Source organism: Rhodococcus opacus (genome assembly GCF_012396235.1).
Taxonomy (GTDB): domain Bacteria; phylum Actinomycetota; class Actinomycetes; order Mycobacteriales; family Mycobacteriaceae; genus Rhodococcus_F; species Rhodococcus_F opacus.
Genome location: NZ_JAAXPA010000027.1, coordinates 44267 through 62202 on the forward strand (window position 1 = coordinate 44267; position 17936 = coordinate 62202).

Sequence of the window (17936 nt, forward strand, 5' to 3'; positions counted from 1 at the left end):
GTCAGACACTCGTCAACCGCTCAGCTCGTGGCGCCGTTGATCTGGGACGTGGTGATGACGCCCGCCTCGACACCCCAGTTCTCCGCGATCGTCCGGTAGGTGCCGTCGTCGATGAGATGCTGCAGGGCCTGCTGGAGGGTCTGTGCGAGCGGCGACCCCTTCGCGACGGGCCAGCCGTACGGCGCGGCGTCGAAGACCTCGCCCGCGGCCTCGATCTTGCCGTCGCTCTGCTTGATCGCGTACGCGGTGACGGGCGAGTCGGCGGACATCGCGTCGACCTTGCCGAGGGCGACGGCGTTGGCCGCGTCGTCCTGGCTGTCGAACTTCACGATCTCGATGGGCGGCTTCCCGGCTGCGACGCACGCCGCGCTCTTGGCGGGCACCTCCTCGAGATCCTCGATGGTGGTGGTCTGCACGCCGACCCGCAGGCCGCACGCGTTGGTGGGGTCGACGGACTTGCCGGCGGGCTGCGCCCACTGCACTCCGGCGCTGAAGTAGGTGGTGAAGTCGACCGACTGCTCGCGTTCCTTGGTGTCGGTGAACGACGACATACCCATGTCGTAGCTGCCGGCCTGGATCGACGGGATGATCTTGTCGAAGTCCGCCTCGGTGTACTCCGGTGTCACGCCGAGCACCTTGCTCACGGCGTCCACGAGGTCGACGTCGAAGCCGACGATCTTGCCGCTCGGATCCTTGAACTCGTTGGGCGAGTAGGGAATATTGACACCGACGATGATCTTGCCGGACGAGGCGATCTTCTCGGGCAGTGTCGCCGCGATGGCATCCACCTTGTCGACTTCCACGGCGACGGTCTCTTCTCCGGAAGGCGTACCACCGCCCTCGGTGTTGCTGGCGCATCCGGCGAGCAGCAGAGCACTGCCGCCCGCCAGTGCACAGATGGTGCGGGCCACTCGGCCTCGCGCGAAGACGGATCGACCAGACACTGGCATGTCCTCCAAGGAAATCGTGGTACACCGAGCGAGCTACGGCGACGGAGAACTCGCGAACTCCGAATAGTCGAACGGTAGGTTACGGCACCCGCATCTGCGGACGTCGTTACCGAACATTAACGGCCTGTCCCGGCCCGTGGCGGCGGTTTCAGCGACGGAGTGTGCGGGCGAGGACCGTCTCGGTGAATTCACCGGTCGACGCGAGTCCACCCAGGTCAGCCGTGGCGACTCCCGATGCGATCGTCACACGGACCGCGTCGCGGATCCGGTGGGCCGCGCCGCCCAGATGCCGGTCCTTGCGACGGTCCCCGAGCCACTCCAGCATCATCGCGGCCGACAGCATCAGCGCCGTGGGGTTGGCCCGGTTGTGGCCCGCGATGTCGGGGGCGGCTCCGTGCGCCGCCTGCGCCATCACCTTGGTCTCGGAACTGTTGATCGACGGGGCCGTGCCGAGCGAGCCGGACAGCTCACCGGTCAGGTCCGACAGGATGTCGCCGAACATGTTCTCCGTCACCACGACGTCGAAGTCGCGTCCCCTGCGGACGAGGTGCGCGGTCATGGCGTCGACATGCTCGTCGTCGATCCGCACGTCCGGGTAGTCGCGCTCCCCCACCTCCCGGCAGACGTCGCGGAACAGCCCGGTCGTCATCGACAGCACGTTGGCCTTGTGCACGATCGTGACGTGCCGGCCGCGGGTGCGCGCCAGCGCGAATGCGGTGTGCGCGATGCGCTCACACGCTTTCCTCGTCACGACGCCGACCGCCAGCGCCACGTCCGGAGTGGGCATGAACTCGCCGCTGCCGGCGAACATGTTCCGATCCGCGTACAAGCCTTCGGTGTTCTCCCGGACGATCACCAGGTCCATGTCCGGGACCGTCGACGCGACGCCCTCGAGCGAGCGCGCGGGGCGGATGTTCGCGAAGAGGTCGAATCTCTTGCGCACCACCCCGCCGGGGGTCAGCCGGCCGCGGAACGGTTCCGGGTAGGCGGCGCTGTCGTGCGGGCCCAGGATCCAGGCGTCGAGTTCGTCCAGCGCGGAGAGCGTGGACTCGGGGATCGGCGTTCCGTGCGACTCGATGGCGCCCAGGCCGAGGGGCAGTTCCACCCAGTCGACGTCGCCGCCTCCTGCCGCGGTCACCGCGGCCGAGACCACCCGCTGGGTTGCCGGGACGATCTCGTGACCGATGCCGTCGCCGAGGAGCACCCCGATCCGGGTATCGGAAATGTTTGCCGTAGCACCGCTCATGAGGCCATCATTGCCTACCATGGTCCAGTCGGTGGAACTGCTGTTCGACGAAGCGACCGACGTTGCCGTGCGCGCGGAGTGGCAACGCCTGTGGGATGCCGGGATGCCCAGCCGCACTCGCGTTCGCGCCGAATCGAATCGGCCCCACATCACCCTGTTCGTGGCACGCCACATCCCACCCGAGATCGACGAACTGCTGGGCCGCCGGATCGCGACGCCCTCGTTCCACATCCGGCTGGGCGGGCTCGTGATGTTCGGCGGCAGGCACGTCACGCTGTCCCGGTTGGTGGTGCCGTCGAAGGCGCTGCTGTCCCTGCACCGCAGCGTGTTCGATCTCGCGGCGCACGCCACGGAGATCACGCCGCACATCCGCCCGGGCGAGTGGACGCCGCACGTGACTCTCGCACGGCGACTGCCTGCCGATCAGATCGCAGAGGCCGCGCGGCTCCTCGACGGCGGCGACATCATCGGCCGGGCGTCGGTGGTGCGCCGGTGGGACGGGGACGCCAAACGCGAGTGGGTCGTCACGGCACCACCATGATCACGGCGCGTCCGCGGCGACCGTCTCGGCTGCCGTGCGCGAAGACCGTTGGGTGACGACGATTCCCGCGATCACCGCGAGTGCCCCGACGGGCTGGTTCCACGAGATGTGCTCGTCGAGTGCGACCGCACCGAGCACGACGCCGACCACCGGTGTCAGGTAGGTGACGGTGGAGGCCGCGGTGGGCCCCCAGCCGCGCACCACGTTCGTGTTCCACACGAACGCCAGCCCGGTGCCGAACGCCCCGAGCCCGATCATCGACGCGACGATCGCGGGAGTCAGGTGCATCGGCGTGCTCGCGACCCATGGGGCGGCGAGGACCATGGCGGCTGCGGCGATCGACACCTGCATGAACGCGATGGTGGGCGTGCCGACGCCCCGCGGAAGGATGAACCGCCTCAGGTAGACCAGTGCCACGCCGTACGACGCGGTGGCGCCGAGGCACGCGAGCTGGGCGGGGACACTGCCGATGATCCCCGCCTGCCACGGCGCCAGCACCACGACCACCCCCGTGAATCCGAGCAGGAGGCCGAACAGCTTTGCGTCCGTGAGCTTCTCCCCAGGCAGGAATGCCAGGGCCACCGACATCGTCATGAGGGGCGTGGTCGCGTTGTAGATGCTGGCCAGGCCCGAACTGATGCTCTGCTCTGCCCAGCTGAACAGCAACCACGGCACCACACACTGGGCGACCGCCAGGACCGACAGGTGCGCCCACGTCGCCGCTTCGCGCGGCAACCGTGTCCGGGTGAGTCCGAGGACGGCACCGAGGGTCACCGCCCCGAACACGAGTCGCCACAGCACGACCTGCGTGAAGGACAGGCCCTCGAGGCCGACCTTGATGAAGAGGAAACTCGCGCCCCAGGCGAGCGCCGCGCCCGCATACTGGACCGCCAGATTCCCTTTCAAAACCGGAAGTCCCCGTGCTGGATGACTTCGTTGTGCGTGTCGGGCGTGCGGCCGGCGAGCGCCAGCGCGTCGAGCGCCAGGAACACGAGGAGTACCACGACCAGGATTGTCATGTCTTCAGCCTCGTAGCATCGACCTCCGAGAAAAAGTGGCAGAAACGACATTGTTGACCGGATTTCTGCCACACTGGGACGGTGCTGAAAAAAGTCGTCGTACCGCTCATGCCGCTCACCGAAGCGTTCGAGCTCGGTGTCGCCTGCGAGGTGTTCGGTTTCGACCGATCCGACGACGGACTCCCCACGTACGACTTCTCGCTCGTCGCCGGCTCACCGGAACCCATCCGCACCCGCTTCGGATACGGCATCGACGTCCCGTACGACCTCGACCGGCTCGACGACGCCGACCTCATCGTCGTTCCCGCGGGCGGAACCTACGCCGAGGCGGACGGCACCTTCGTCTGCGCGAAGGACCCCGACCCGTGCATGGACCCCCTCCTCGACAAACTGCGGGCCGCGGTGGACCGGGGCGCCAAGGTCGCCAGCCTCTGCAGCGGCGCCTTCGTGCTCGGCGCGGCCGGGCTGCTGGACGGACGCACCTGCACCACCCACTGGCGGCACGCCCAGCGGCTCGCCGACCTCCACCCGGCCGCCACGGTCGACCCGAACGTCCTGTACGTCGACGACGATCCCGTCCTGACCAGCGCGGGCACCGCCGCGGGCATCGACCTGTGCCTGCACATCGTGCGCAAGGAACAGGGCAGCCGGGTGGCCAACGGGATCGCGCGGCGCATGGTGGTCCCGCCGCACCGGGACGGCGGTCAGGCGCAGTACGTGGCGATGCCGCTGCCGTCGACGACGATCGACACCCTCGGGCCGTTGCTCGACTGGATGACCGAGCACCTCGCCCTCGACCTGTCGGTGACCGCGGTGGCGGCCAAGGCCAACATGTCTCCCCGCACGTTCGCGCGAAGGTTCCAGGCCGAGACCGGGACCACCCCGGCCCGCTGGCTCAGCGATCAGCGGGTGCTGGCCGCGCAGCATCTGTTGGAGAACTCGGATCTCTCGGTCGACGTGATCGCCGAACGGGTCGGTTTCGGCGGCGGAGCCGTCCTGCGGCAGCATTTCCTGCGGCTGCGCCACACCACCCCGCAGGCCTACCGCCGCACGTTCCGGGACACGGAGCGCACCGGCTGACGACGCCGCAGGGAAGAATCGACGGCGACGCGGCGTTGCACACGCAAAGCAGTCACCGAAAGAAAGGACCCTCGTGGCCACCAAGACTCTGACTCAGCAGAACTTCGACGAGACCGTGACCGGCAACGATGTCGTTCTGGTCGACTTCTGGGCATCGTGGTGCGGACCGTGCCGCTCCTTCGCCCCCACCTTCGAGGCCTCGTCGGAGCAGCACCCCGACGTCGTACACGCCAAGGTCGACACCGAAGCGGAACAGGGCATCGCCGCCGCCGCGAACATCCGGTCGATCCCGACCATCATGGCGTTCCGTGAGGGTGTGCTGGTGTTCAGCCAGCCCGGCGCGCTGCCGCCCGCGGCGCTCGAGGATCTTCTCACGCAGGTCAAGGCCCTCGACATGGACGAGGTGCGCAAGCAGATCGCCGAGCAGGCGCCGGCCGAATAGGGCGGAGGACCGCCGCCGCCTAGTGTGCGGCGGCGTCCCAACTGCGCCCGGTGCCGACGGACACGTCGAGCGGCACCGACAGCTCGATGGCCGAGGACATCTTGTCGCGGACCAGCTGTTCGACCTGTTCCCGTTCCGAATCGACGACCTCGAGCACGAGTTCGTCGTGGACCTGCAGCAGCATCCGCGATTTCAGGCCCGCCTCGCGCAGTGAGCGCTGCACGTTGATCATCGCGACCTTGATGATGTCGGCGGCCGTGCCCTGGATGGGGGCGTTGAGCGCGGCGCGCTCGGCGACCTCCCGACGCTGGCGGTTGTCGCTGGTGAGGTCGGGCAGGTAGCGGCGACGCCCGTACAGCGTCGACGTGTAGCCGTCCTTGCGGGCCTGTTCCACGACCTCGTGCAGGTAGTCGCGCACCCCGCCGAACCGCGCGAAGTACGCCTCCATCTGCGATTTGGCCTCTTCGGTCGAGATCTTGAGCTGGGCGGCCAGACCGAACGCGCTCAGCCCGTACGCCAGCCCGTAGGACATCGCCTTCACACGGCGGCGCAGCTCCGGCGTGACCTCCTCGATCGGCACGCCGAACGCACGCGCGCCGACGAAGCTGTGCAGGTCTTCCCCGGTGTTGAACGCCTCGATCAGCCCCTCGTCACCGGACACGTGTGCCATGATCCGCATCTCGATCTGGCTGTAGTCGGCCGTGAGCAGCGAGTCGTAGCCCTCGCCGACGACGAAACCGTCCCTGATCTGCCGGCCGGCGTCGGTGCGCACCGGGATGTTCTGGAGGTTGGGCTCGGTCGACGACAGCCGGCCGGTGGCCGCGACGGTCTGGTTGAACGTCGTGTGGATGCGCCCGTCCTCGGCGACCGTCTTCAGCAGCCCGTCGACGGTCACCTTCAGCCGCGTCGCGTCGCGGTGCGCGAGCAGGTGCTCGAGGAACGGGTGCGACGTCTTCTCGAACAGGTTCTGCAACGCCTCGGCGTCCGTGGTGTATCCGGTCTTCGTCTTCTTCGTCTTGGGCATCTCCAGCTCGTCGAACAGCACGACCTGCAGCTGTTTGGGCGACCCGAGGTTGATCTGCTTGCCGATGACCCCGTAGGCCGCCTCCGCCGCCGCGGAGACCTCGGCCGCGAACCGGCTCTGCAGGTCGTGCAGGTGGTCACCGTCGACGGCGATGCCGGACGCCTCGATGACGGCCAGCACCTCCAGCAGCGGCAACTCCATCTCGGACAGCAGCGCCGTGGATTCGATGTTCGCGAGTTCGGTGTCGAGCGCGGCCGCGAGGTCGAGGACGGCGCGGGCGCTGAGAATTTCGGTCTCGGCGGCTTCCGCGTCGACCTGGTCGGCGTCGTCGAGCAGCGACAGCTGCTCCTGGCCGGTCTCCTCCACCCGCAGCTCCCTGCGCAGGTACCGCAGCGACAGGTCGTCGAGGTTGAACGTGCGCTGCCCGGGGCGCACCAGGTAGGCCGCCAGCGCGGTGTCGCTGGTGAGACCACCGAGCACCCAGCCGCGTCCGCGCAGGGCGTGCATCGCCCACTTGGCCTCGTGCAGGGCCTTCGGCTGATCCGCGTCCGCGAGCCAGGTGCCGAGCGCCTTCTCGTCCTCCGGGGTGGCGGACGCGGTGGCGATGTAGGCGCCCTCACCGTCTGCGGCGGCGATGGCGATCGCCGTCACGTCACCGCCGTACGGGGTGCGGGTGCCGACCACCGACACGCCGGATCGCTCGCCCGTCGACGCGTGCGCCGACAACCAGTCCGCGACGGCCCCGGGATCGAGCGCGCTCCCGCGCACCTCGAAACCCTCCTCGGCCTCCGCTTCGACCGGCGCCAACGTGGCGAACAGCCGGTCGCGCAGCACCTTGAACTCGAGGTCGTCGAACAGCGCGTGAATCTTCTCCCGATCCCACTGCGCGAGCATCAGCTGGTCCGGGGTGTACGGCAGCGGGACGTCGCGCACCATCTCGGTGAGTTCCCGGTTGAGCAGGACGTTCGGCAGGTTCTCCCGCAGCGCGTCACCCACCTTGCCGCGGACCTTGTCGACGTTGTCGACCAGGCCGACGAGATCGCCGTACTCCTTGATCCACCTGGTGGCGGTCTTCTCCCCCACACCCGGGATGCCCGGCAGGTTGTCGCTCGGGTCGCCGCGCAGTGCCGCGAAGTCGGGGTACTGCGCAGGTGTGAGCCCGTACTTCTCCTCGACGGCCGCGGGCGTGAACCGGGTGAGGTCCGAGACGCCCTTCTTCGGGTACAGCACCGTCACCCCGTCGGTGACCAGCTGGAGCGAGTCCCGGTCGCCGGTCACCACGAGGACGCGGTACCCGAGCGCCTCGGCCTGGGTGGTGAGCGTGGCGATGATGTCGTCGGCCTCGAAGCCTGCCTCGGCCATCACCGGGATGCCGAGAGCCCCGAGGACGTCCTTGGTGATCTCGACCTGCCCCTTGAACTCGTCCGGAGCCGTGCTGCGATTCGCCTTGTACTCGGGGAACTTCTCCGCCCGGAACGTCTGCCTGGACACGTCGAACGCCGCCGCCACGTGGCTCGGCTGTTCGTCGCGCAGCAGGTTGATCAACATCGATGTGAACCCGTAGACGGCGTTGGTGACCTGACCGCTGTGCGTCTTGAAGTTCTCGGCGGGCAGGGCGTAGAACGCACGGAAGGCCAGGGAGTGGCCGTCGAGCAGCATCAGTGTGGGGCGATCGTCGGACGACGCGGCTGCGCCGGACGCGGGGGACGTGGTGGACCGGGGGGTGGTTGCAGGGCTCACGGTTGCCCAGTCTAGGGAGCCGATCCGACACCGATCAGCCGGATGGTTCGATACCCAACCGAAACGTGCCGGAAATCCGAGAACCCCATTTCGCGCGACCGGAGCCGTTAGAGTCCGGAAATTGCGGCACGGGCGGTAGTCGAGTCCGTCGCAGCACGTTCCTGACCGATCTACACGTCCCCGGAGGACCTGCGTGGCCCCAACCGTGAGGAAGCGACTCCCAGCAGTGAGGACGCGACCGAAATCCGCGAGGAAACGCACGAGGCGAGGGTCGGTCACCCGGCAGCTCGGCCGTGCGTTCGTCCTCGTCCTGCTCGGCCTCGTCGCGGCGATCGCATTCGGCGGTCCCGCGGCGGCGCAGGAACCTACCCCACCGCCCCCACCGCCCGCGACGAGCGGGCAACCGGCGCCCCCGGAGAACGCGGTGCGGGTCAGCGGCAATCTGAACAACGCGGGCGAACGGCTCGCGGACGTCGAGGTGCGCGCTCTCGATTCGTCGGGCAACGAGGTGGCGAAGGCGACGTCGGAGTCGAACGGCCGCTGGGAACTCCAGGTCGCGCCCGGCACGTACACGTTCGAGATCGTGGCGGACTCGCTTCCCGACGACGTCAGCGTGCAGGCCACGGTGCAGCGGGAGGTGGTGGCCGGTCGCACCAACACGGTGATCTTCTCGTTCGGCGAGGCCCGCACCGGTTCCGCGGTCCCGTTCTACGAGAAGCTGATTCGCCAGACCATCGACGGGCTCCGGTTCGGTCTCGTGATCGCCATCGCCGGTGTCGGGCTGAGCCTGATCTACGGCACCACCGGCCTGACGAACTTCGCGCACGGCGAACTCGTCACCCTCGGTGCGGTCGCGGCGTGGGTGATCAACGTGACGTTCGGTGTGCAGCTGATCCCGGCCACGATCCTCGCGGTCTTCGTGGGAATCCTGATCGGACTGCTGAACAATGCCGGGATCTGGAAACCGCTGCGACGACGCAAGACCGGCCTGATAGCGCAGCTGGTGGTGTCGATCGGACTCGCGATTTCCCTGCGCTACCTGATCCTGATCTTCTTCTCCGATCGCGCGGAGCCGTTCGTCGACTACCAGGCACAGGTGGAGAGGCACTGGGGTCCGATCGCGATCACCGACGCCAACCTCGTGAGCATCGGCATCAGTCTCGTCGTTCTCGTCGGAGTGGCCCTGCTGCTGCAGAAGACGCGCATCGGCAAGGCCATGCGCGCCGTGTCCGACAACCGTGACCTGGCCGCGTCGTCCGGCATCGACGTCGAACGGGTGATCCGCTTCGTGTGGGGTCTCGGCGGCGGTCTCGCCGCGCTCGGCGGCGTCCTGTTCGGCATCTCCGAACTCGGCGGCCGCGTGCAGTGGGAGATGGGCTTCAAGCTCCTGCTGCTGATGTTCGCCGGTATCACGCTCGGCGGACTCGGCACCGCCTACGGCGCGCTGCTCGGCTGTGTGATCGTCGGTCTGCTCGTTCAGCTGTCGACGCTGGTGATCAACCCCGACCTCAAGTACATCGGAGGACTGCTCATCTTGATCGTCATCCTGGTCGTCCGGCCCCAGGGCATTCTCGGCAGCCGGCAAAGGATCGGGTGAGGGCATGGACATCGCAGGAGCACTCCAGGTCTCGCTCGCCCAGCTGATCGGCCCGTCGGCGATCTTCTACGCGCTGCTGGCGATCGGCCTCAACCTGCACTTCGGCTACGCCGGACTGCTGAACTTCGGTCAGATCGGGTTCGCCCTCCTCGGCGGCTACGGCGTCGGGATCATGACCGTCACCTACCAGCAGCCGCTGTGGGTCGGCATCCTCGTCGGTCTCGCCGCGGCCGGGTTGCTGGCCGTCGTCCTCGGTATCCCGACGCTGCGGTTGCGGGCCGACTACCTCGCCATCGTCACGATCGCCGCGTCCGAGATCCTGCGGCTGATCTTCCGGTCCACCGCTTCGGATTCGATCACCGGATCCACCAACGGCCTGTTCGGTTTCGCCGACCCGTTCACCACGCTCAGCCCGTTCGACTCGGGTAAGCAGTACAACTTCCTCGGCGTGAAGTTCTACGGCGACGACCTCTGGTCGATGGTCGTCGGATGGACTCTCGTCCTGGTGCTGTGCGGGTTCGTGTTCCTCCTGACGCACAGTCCGTGGGGCCGTGTCCTCAAGGCCGTCCGCGAGGACGAGGACGCCGCTCGCGCACTCGGCAAGAACGTCTTCGTCTACAAGATGCAGGCGCTGGTCCTCGGCGGCATGATCGGCGGGCTCGGCGGCGTGTTCAACGCGCTGCAGACCAAGTCGATCAACCCCGACTTCTACTCCACCGCGCAGACGTTCTTCGCGTTCGGCGCCCTCATCCTCGGTGGCGCGGCGACGGTCTTCGGACCGGTGGTCGGCGCGATGCTGTTCTGGTTCCTGCTGGCCATCCCGGACGCCCTGTTGCGGCAGGCCATCTCCGGGCCGGATCCGCTGCTGCCGCTGACGGAACAGCAGGTCGGGGCCATGCGGTTCGTCCTGCTCGGCATCATGATCGCGGTGCTGATGGTCTTCCGGCCGCAGGGCATACTGGGCAACAAGCGGGAGGTGCAGCTCAATGCCTGACCACAGACTGCCGGATCATCTGCAGACCGCCACCGTGCTCACCGCCGAGGAACGGGCCTCGATCTTCGCCGACGTCCCGCACTCCCCCGGCGCACCGAAACCCGACCCGATCCTCGTGGTCGACAACGTGTCCCGTACGTTCGGCGGGCTCAAGGCCGTCGACGTGGCGCATCTGGAGATTCAGCGCGGCTGCATCACCGGACTGATCGGTCCGAACGGCGCAGGTAAGACCACCCTGTTCAACCTGCTCACCGGTTTCGACCGGCCGGACAGCGGCACGTGGTCGATGGATGGCCATTCGCTGGGCCGGATGTATCCGCACCAGGTGGCCCGCCGCGGCGTCGTCCGCACGTTCCAGCTCACCAAGGCGTTGTCGAAGCTGACGGTGCTCGACAACGTGCGGCTGGGCGCCACCGGGCAACGCGGCGAGCGGATCTTCAACACGCTTCTGCCGTGGACGTGGAAGGCGCAGGAACGGGCCGTCACCGAACGGGCCAACGAACTGCTCGCGCGGTTCAAGCTCGACACCAAGTCCGACGACCTCGCCGGCTCGCTGTCCGGCGGTCAGCGCAAGCTGCTCGAGATGGCGCGGGCGCTGATGACGGAGCCGACCGTGGTGATGCTCGACGAGCCGATGGCCGGCGTGAACCCGGCGCTCACCCAGAGCCTGCTCGGTCACATCAAATCGCTTCGGGACGAGGGCATGACCGTCGTGTTCGTCGAACACGACATGGACGTCATCCGCGACATCAGCGACTGGGTGGTGGTGATGGCGCAGGGCAGCGTGATCGCCGAGTCCACACCGGGACACCTCTCGTCCAACAACGCGGTGGTCGACGCCTACCTGGGCAGCCACCACGATCAGGCACTCGAGTTCGACGACGAGGGAAACCCGGTGGGCGCGACGGCCGTTCTGGCCGAGGCACTCGAGAACGCCGAGGCCGAAACCCTCGAGACCGGCGGCGACCTCTCCGAACCCGACATCACCGAGCTGAGGCGTGAGAACCCATGACCGAACTGACCCCTGCGGAATTCGCGGCCACACCCGAGGAGCATGCCCGGCTCGCCGAGGGTGCCCTCGTCCGCGCGGACGGTGTGGTGGCCGGCTACATCCCCGGCGTCAACATCCTCCGCGAATGCAACTTCTTCCTGCGCGAGGGTGAGATCGTCGGCATCATCGGTCCCAACGGCGCCGGGAAGTCCACGCTCCTGAAGTCGCTGTTCGGGCTGATACCGGTGCGTGAGGGATCGGTGACCCTGAGGGGCGAGGACATCACGTCCAAACCCGCCCACGTTCTCGTGCAGAAGGGCGTCGGCTACGTCCCGCAGACGCAGAACGTCTTTCCGTCGCTCACCATCGAGGAGAACCTCGAGATGGGGATGTATCTGCGGCCCAAGCTCTTCGCGGAGCGATTCGCGTTCGTCGGCGACCTCTTCCCGCTGCTCGTCGAGCGGAAGAAGGTGAAGGCGGGCGCCCTGTCCGGCGGTGAACGGCAGATGGTCGCGATGGGACGTGCGCTGATGATGGAACCGTCCGTGCTGCTGCTCGACGAGCCGTCCGCCGGACTGTCCCCGATGTTCCAGGACGAGGTGTTCATTCGCTGCAAGCGGATCAACGCGGCGGGAGTCTCGGTGATCATGGTCGAGCAGAACGCCCGCCGGTGCCTGCAGATCTGCGACCGCGGCTACGTCCTGGACCAGGGCCGCAACGCCTACACCGACTCGGGACCCAACCTGATGCACGACCCGAAGGTGATCGAGCTGTACCTGGGGACCCTCGCGGGAAGTCAGGAGAAGAAGTAGGTCCGGTGGTTCCGGATACGACTGTGGGCCAGGTTTCCCTGGCCCACAGTCCGTTTCAGGGGAGTGCGATCACCCGCCGACGACGATGTATCCGTCCGTCGTCAGCTTGTTGTCGGCACCGAACTTCAGCTTGCCGTACGAACCGATGGACGGCTCGCCCGCGGCGGTGAAGTCGAGCTTGCCGGTGATGCCGTTGTAGTCGACGTCCGTGCCGGCCTGCACGAGCGGCAGGCACTCCTGGTACGACGTACACGGGGTTCCGCCTTCGGTGACGGCGTTGATGTTCGCGGCGATGTCGCGACCGGCCGTCGACTTCGCGGCTTCCGCGGCGAGCGCGGAAACGACTACGGCGTCGTAGGATTCACCGGCGTAGTTGAAGTCGATCAGTCCCGGGTTGATGCCCTTGAGACGATCCTGGAAGGCCGGGCCGACGTCCGTGAGCGGCGTGGTGCCCTGCATGCCGTCGAGCAACGGTGCGGCCACCGACTCGCCGAGAGCGTTACCCATGTTGCCGTCGACGCCGTAGACCTTCATCCCGTCGGACGGGCCGATGCCGACCTCATGCATGCGGGTGATGATCTTCGCGGACTCCTCGAATCCGACCACCGCGACGGCGTCGGGGGCGAAGTCCTTCACCTGGTCGATCTCGGAGTTGAAGGACTGCGCGTTGGGGTCGTAGATGATCTTCTGGATCTGGTCCTCGGGGATGCCCGCGTCGACGAGGTTCTTCTGGATGTTGTCGGCGAGCCCGGTTCCGTACGGGTCGTTGAGGGCCAGGATGGACACGCGCTGGCCGCCGTCGTCCGAGATGAGTTGCGACACAGCCTGAGCCTGCAACACGTCGGTGGGGGCGGTGCGGAAGTACTGGCCCTTGTCCGGGTAGCAGACGAACTGGTCGGACGTGTTGGCCGGGGAGAACATCACGACGCCGGCGCTGGACACCTTGTCGATGACCTTCAGCGACACCGAGGACGACGCCGCGCCGATGATCACCTGGGTGCCCGCGGCGAGTTCCCGGTCCACGGTGGTGTTCGCCGTGTCGGTGGTGGTGTCGCCCGAGTCGCCGGGGATCAGTTGAACGGGCTGGCCGAGAACTCCACCGGCCGCATTGACGTCGTTGACACCGAGTTGGGTGCCCGCCACCATCGGCGGTCCGAGGAAGGAGAGGCTTCCCGTGTCGGGAAGCAGAGTGCCGATCTTCAGCGGCGCTGTGGACGGGGCACCCGCTGCCGCCGCCGCTTCGGGCGTGCAATCGGTGGAAACAGTGGTGGCCGAGGCAGAGCTGTCACTCCCGCTCGCGGAGTCGTCGCCACTGTCCGAACTACAACCTGCCAGTGCGAGTGATGCCGCGCCGAGAACCGCGGCCGCCCGCACGAGGGTCCGTTTAGCCATCCAAACTCTCCTTAGATCACCTGAGTGCGGGCGCCACCCGAGTTGGCGTCCGCTGTGGGATCAGACGCTAGCGGTCCGGCGGCTTTCGCGATCCGTCCGGAAAGGCTCGTGACCTTACTGTGATCTGAATACGACGAGTGTTTACGCGGTCGTAGCGTGGCGAGCCTCAGCCGCCGACGAGAAGGCGCACGGAGTCGACGACAACCTGGCGCCGGCGGGCCCGGTCCGCGGGGGCCGAGGCGCCGAGTTCCGGTGTCTGCGTGTGCCAGGACATCGCGACGGACCGGACGACGGTGAGCAGTTCCACGGGTTCGAATCGGGTTGGCAGCACACCACTTCTCTGCGCTCGCTCGATGTCGGCGAGCTTCGACCGGTTGGACGCGACCACCACCTGGAGCGGCTCACCGTCGGGCCGCTCCAGCTGGTACCAGGTGGCGAGCCGGAGCGTCGCCGGGTTGTCCTCGTACAGGTCGAACGAGCGCCCCGCGTAACCAGGGAGGTCGGTGGCGTCGAACCGCACCTGCTCGGTGAAGGCCACCACGTGGGCGGAGAAGACCGCGTCGAACAGCTGCCCCTTGTCGCCGAAGTACGCGTAGATCATCGACTTGTTCGCCTTGGCGGCCAGGGCGATGCGGTCGACCCGCGCCCCGGCGATGCCGAACTCGGCGAACTCGGCCGCCGCCGCGTCGAGTAGTCGCTTCTTCGTTGCCTCTGCATCGCGCACCATGCGTCCAGAGTATCAACCAAATAGTTGGTTGACAGTTCCTCCCGGCGGGTGTTCCATGGATTTCGTAAGCATCCAACCAGTCAGTTGCAACCAGCGGATGGAGTACACCATGGCGAAGACGTGGCTCGTCACCGGAACCTCACGCGGTTTCGGCAGGGAACTCGCGACAGCAATCCTCGGCAGCGGCGACAACCTGGTAGCCACCGCCCGGCAGCCCGAACAGCTGATCGGCCTGGTCGACACGTACGGCGACCGGGTTCGGGCGGTCGCCCTGGACGTCACCGACGCCGCGGCCGCCCGGGCGGCGGTCGCCACCGCCGTCGACGAGTTCGGGGGCCTCGACGTGGTGGTGAACAACGCCGGCTACGCCAACAGCGTCCCGATCGAGGAAATGGACGACGAGGACTTCCGCCAGCAGGTCGAGGCCAACTTCTTCGGCGTCGTCAACGTCACCCGCGCGGCACTGCCGATCCTGCGCGAACAGCGCGGCGGCTGCCTCGTGCAGTCCTCCTCCGTCGGAGGCCGCGTCGGTGGCACGCCGGGGCTGAGCGCGTATCAGGCAGCGAAGTTCGCCGTCGAGGGATTCTCCGAAGTCCTGGCGGCGGAGGTGGAGCCGTTCGGTGTGAAGGTGCTCATCGTGGAACCCGGCGCATTTCGCACCGACTGGCAGGGTTCGTCGATGACACGCAGCTCGGTCGGCCCCGACTACGAGGCAACGGTCGGCGCGATGAACCACTACCGGGAGACCACCGACGGCACCCAGCCCGGCGACCCCGCCCGGGCCGCTCGGATCATCATGGATGTGGTTGCCGCCGAGGACGCCCCGCTGCGCCTGCTGCTCGGGGCCGGTGCCGTCGAGATGGCCGAGAAGTCGTCCCGCGAACGCGCCGCCGAGGCCCACCGGTGGGCCGACGTCAGCCGATCCGCGGACTTCCCCACCGGCGCCTGACGCGTCGAAAGCGCATCGGCTGTAGCCGATCTCGCGGGTCAGCTGGTGGGAGCTTCCCCACCGAGGGTCTCGAGTACCACCTGCGCGACCGCCTTCATGGTCGACCGGCGGTCCATCGCGGCCCGCTGGATCCACTTGAACGCTTCGGGCTCGGTCAGGGACTGCTTCTCCATCAACACGCCCTTGGCCCGCTCGACGATCTTGCGGGTCTCCAGACGCTCGGACAGATCGGAGATCTCCCGCTCGAGCGCGGTCACTTCCTTGAACCGGCTGGCCGCCAACTCGACAGCGGGCACCAGGTCGGCTGTGGAGAACGGCTTGACGAGATAGGCCATCGCCCCGGCGTCGCGGGCCCGCTCCACCAGCTCGCGCTGACTGAACGCTGTGAGAATGACCACGGGCGCAATGCGTTTCGCCGCGATCTCCGAGGCCGCATCGATGCCGTCGCGACGGGGCATCTTCACGTCCATGATCACGAGGTCGGGTTTGAGCTCCACCGCCAGGTCGACGGCGGCCTGCCCGTCCCCCGCCTCACCGACGACGTCGTAGCCCTCTTCCCGCAACATCTCGACCAGATCGAGCCTGATCAGCGCCTCGTCCTCGGCCACCACGACCCGTCGCGGCTGCGACGGCACACCTTGCTGCTGGGGAGCGTTCATGGCCACCATTCTCCTCTGCTCGGACGACCCCGGCACGGGGAGCGAACGTTAGAAGGGTACCGGTGGTTGACTCCCGACGGCGATCTTCTACAGTGGTACAGCGCAACACGCCCTCGTATCCCAATTGGCAGAGGAAACGGATTCAAAACCCGTCCAGTGTGAGTTCGAGTCTCACCGAGGGCACTGCCAGGATTTCTCCGCGAATCGCAGGTCGGATACTTACTCCGACCTGCGATTCGCATCTCGTCCCCCGTTACGGTGTCCTCGTCACCACTGGCCGCCCGCGACCTGCCGGGTGGCGGCGTTGAGCCGGTTCCACAGATTCACGGTGGCGATCGACAGGACCAGCGACGCGAGCGCCTGCTCGTCGTAGTGCCGGGCGGCCTCGTTCCACACGTCGTCGGGCACCGGATCCGGACGATCACTCAACCGGGTCATCGACTCGGCCAGCGCCAGGGCCGCGCGTTCGGCGTCGCTGAAGTATGGAGCCTCCCGCCACGCCGCCACCGCGAAGATCCGCTCGTTGGTCTCCCCTTCCTTCTCCAACTCACGCGAATGCATGTCCACGCACACGCTGCAGCCGTTGATCTGGCTCGACCGCAGATGGACGAGAGCGTGGGTCACCGGCGGCACGTCCGCGTTCGACGCAGCCTTTCCCAGCGCCAGCAGAGACTTCATGGCGTCGGGAACGATCATCGCGGGGTTGGTCATCCGGGCTTTCATGATTGCCTGCCTCCAAAGGTATTCGGGTGATGTGATGTCACACCGGCTGATTTTCGTTCTCACTGACATGACGAACCGCGACGGCAGAATGTGACAGATGACCGACAACGAAGTTCTGGCGCATCGCTTCGAGGAGAACCGGACGCACCTGTCGGCGGTCGCCTATCGGATGCTCGGCTCGATCAGCGAAGCGGAGGACGCCGTGCAGGAGGGCTGGCTCCGGCTCAGCCGTGCCGATACGTCGGATGTGGAGAACCTGCGTGGTTGGCTGACGACGGTCGTCGCCCGGGTATGCCTCGACATGCTCCGGTCACGGAAGACTCGCCGCGAGGAGCCACTCGACGTCCATGTGCCGGATCCGAGCGTGAGTGAGCTGGACGTGGCCGATCCCGAGCACGAGGCGGTGCTCGGCGACTCGGTCGGACTCGCGCTGCTGGTCGTTCTCGACACGCTGACACCCGCCGAGCGGCTCGCATTCGTGTTGCACGACATGTTTGCCCTGTCCTTCGACGAGATCGCCCCGATCGCCGGACGCACCCCCGCCGCGTCCCGTCAGCTCGCGAGCCGCGCGCGCCGCCGTGTCCAGGGGTCGGGGCCCGTTCCGGATACCGACCCGACCCGGCAGCGCGAGGTGGTCGAGGCGTTCATGGCCGCCTCGCGGGCCGGCCGGTTCGACGACCTCCTCGCCCTGCTCGACCCGGACATCGTCCTGCGGGCCGACGGCGGCGCTGACGGATCCTCTCTCGTGCGCGGAGCCCGCGCCGTCAGCGAGCAGGCCCTCACCTTCTCGCGCTTCGCTCCGTTCGCCCGGCTCGCCCTGGTGAACGGCGCCGCCGGAGTCGTGACCGCACCCGAGGGAAAGGCCATGTCGGTCATGGCCTTCACCGTCGCAGGTGGGAAGATCGCCCGGATCGACATCCTCGCCGACCCGCACCGCCTGCAGCGTCTCGGACTCTCTTCCGTAGGCGACTGACGACCCCGCAGGTAGCGGCGGTTTTTTGTGCCCGATCCTGGGGATCTGAGCCGTCCTGCCAGTACCATGGTGGGACA

Annotated in this window: 17 protein-coding genes and 1 tRNA gene; 10 read left to right on the plus strand and 8 right to left on the minus strand. The window is 67.5% G+C overall.

All coding sequences use genetic code 11. The features are described from left to right. Positions 1–20: 20 nt before the first annotated feature. Together HGB39_RS28715 and HGB39_RS28720 are read right to left on the minus strand one after the other, a co-directional pair. On the minus strand, positions 21–950 hold the full coding sequence (locus HGB39_RS28715; protein WP_050787246.1) for an ABC transporter substrate-binding protein: 930 nt from the start codon (positions 948–950) through the stop codon (positions 21–23). 148 nt (positions 951–1098) lie between these two features. After that, entirely contained in the window at positions 1099–2196 is a 1098-nt protein-coding gene (locus HGB39_RS28720) for an isocitrate/isopropylmalate dehydrogenase family protein (RefSeq protein WP_043792300.1), read from the minus strand. Between the two features lie 19 nt (positions 2197–2215). Here HGB39_RS28720 and HGB39_RS28725 point away from each other — a divergent pair, with 19 nt between their 5' ends. Beyond that, complete coding sequence (locus tag HGB39_RS28725) at positions 2216–2737, plus strand: 2'-5' RNA ligase family protein (RefSeq protein WP_005571116.1); 522 nt, start codon at positions 2216–2218, stop codon at positions 2735–2737. Here HGB39_RS28725 and HGB39_RS28730 read toward each other — a convergent pair whose 3' ends face one another. Beyond that, complete coding sequence (locus tag HGB39_RS28730) at positions 2738–3643, minus strand: DMT family transporter (protein ID WP_005571117.1); 906 nt, start codon at positions 3641–3643, stop codon at positions 2738–2740. A 194-nt stretch (positions 3644–3837) separates the two neighbouring features. Between HGB39_RS28730 and HGB39_RS28735 the strand changes: the two genes are divergently transcribed. After that, a complete protein-coding gene (locus HGB39_RS28735) occupies positions 3838–4836 on the plus strand; it encodes a helix-turn-helix domain-containing protein (protein ID WP_037204891.1) in 999 nt (332 codons plus the stop codon). Positions 4837–4909: 73 nt separating this feature from the next. Further along, a complete protein-coding gene (gene trxA, locus HGB39_RS28740) occupies positions 4910–5278 on the plus strand; it encodes a thioredoxin (RefSeq protein ID WP_005260388.1) in 369 nt (122 codons plus the stop codon). A gap of 19 nt (positions 5279–5297) precedes the next feature. On the opposite strand, the gene polA is transcribed toward trxA, so the two are convergent. After that, positions 5298–8042 (minus strand): DNA polymerase I, encoded by a 2745-nt coding sequence (gene polA / locus HGB39_RS28745; RefSeq protein ID WP_043789100.1) that lies wholly within the window; start codon positions 8040–8042, stop codon positions 5298–5300. A 226-nt stretch (positions 8043–8268) separates the two neighbouring features. Between polA and HGB39_RS28750 the strand changes: the two genes are divergently transcribed. From HGB39_RS28750 to HGB39_RS28765, 4 genes are read left to right on the plus strand one after another with little or no spacing between them, the layout of a single operon-like run. After that, positions 8269–9639 carry a branched-chain amino acid ABC transporter permease gene (locus HGB39_RS28750; RefSeq protein ID WP_005565485.1) on the plus strand — a complete coding sequence of 457 codons (1371 nt, stop codon included), beginning with the start codon at positions 8269–8271 and terminating at the stop codon, positions 9637–9639. 4 nt (positions 9640–9643) lie between these two features. Beyond that, a complete protein-coding gene (locus HGB39_RS28755) occupies positions 9644–10633 on the plus strand; it encodes a branched-chain amino acid ABC transporter permease (protein ID WP_005247450.1) in 990 nt (329 codons plus the stop codon). Then, positions 10626–11645 carry an ABC transporter ATP-binding protein gene (locus HGB39_RS28760; RefSeq protein ID WP_005565487.1) on the plus strand — a complete coding sequence of 340 codons (1020 nt, stop codon included), beginning with the start codon at positions 10626–10628 and terminating at the stop codon, positions 11643–11645. The genes HGB39_RS28755 and HGB39_RS28760 overlap by 8 nt, the downstream gene beginning before the upstream one ends. After that, positions 11642–12436, plus strand: coding sequence for an ABC transporter ATP-binding protein (locus HGB39_RS28765; protein WP_005247455.1), 795 nt, complete (start codon positions 11642–11644; stop codon positions 12434–12436). Before HGB39_RS28760 ends, HGB39_RS28765 begins: the two co-directional genes overlap by 4 nt. A 69-nt stretch (positions 12437–12505) precedes the next feature. Here HGB39_RS28765 and HGB39_RS28770 read toward each other — a convergent pair whose 3' ends face one another. Then, positions 12506–13828 (minus strand): ABC transporter substrate-binding protein, encoded by a 1323-nt coding sequence (locus tag HGB39_RS28770; RefSeq protein WP_043789103.1) that lies wholly within the window; start codon positions 13826–13828, stop codon positions 12506–12508. A gap of 166 nt (positions 13829–13994) precedes the next feature. Continuing rightward, positions 13995–14555, minus strand: coding sequence for a TetR/AcrR family transcriptional regulator (locus HGB39_RS28775; protein WP_005260378.1), 561 nt, complete (start codon positions 14553–14555; stop codon positions 13995–13997). Positions 14556–14664: 109 nt separating this feature from the next. Here HGB39_RS28775 and HGB39_RS28780 point away from each other — a divergent pair, with 109 nt between their 5' ends. After that, positions 14665–15504: an oxidoreductase gene (locus tag HGB39_RS28780; protein WP_043789107.1), complete on the plus strand. Its 840-nt coding sequence runs from the start codon at positions 14665–14667 to the stop codon at positions 15502–15504. 38 nt (positions 15505–15542) lie between these two features. On the opposite strand, the gene HGB39_RS28785 is transcribed toward HGB39_RS28780, so the two are convergent. Beyond that, the gene (locus tag HGB39_RS28785) at positions 15543–16172 is read right to left on the minus strand and encodes an ANTAR domain-containing response regulator (RefSeq protein ID WP_005260374.1); all 630 of its coding nucleotides are present in this window, start codon (positions 16170–16172) and stop codon (positions 15543–15545) included. A 100-nt stretch (positions 16173–16272) separates the two neighbouring features. On the opposite strand from HGB39_RS28785, the gene HGB39_RS28790 reads away from it, so the two are divergent. Next, positions 16273–16346, plus strand: a tRNA-Leu gene (locus HGB39_RS28790). A gap of 84 nt (positions 16347–16430) precedes the next feature. Here the strand turns inward: HGB39_RS28790 and HGB39_RS28795 are convergent. Continuing rightward, positions 16431–16886 carry a carboxymuconolactone decarboxylase family protein gene (locus HGB39_RS28795; protein ID WP_005260372.1) on the minus strand — a complete coding sequence of 152 codons (456 nt, stop codon included), beginning with the start codon at positions 16884–16886 and terminating at the stop codon, positions 16431–16433. A 97-nt stretch (positions 16887–16983) separates the two neighbouring features. On the opposite strand from HGB39_RS28795, the gene HGB39_RS28800 reads away from it, so the two are divergent. Continuing rightward, positions 16984–17859, plus strand: coding sequence for a sigma-70 family RNA polymerase sigma factor (locus tag HGB39_RS28800; protein WP_005565495.1), 876 nt, complete (start codon positions 16984–16986; stop codon positions 17857–17859). Positions 17860–17936: the final 77 nt, after the last annotated feature.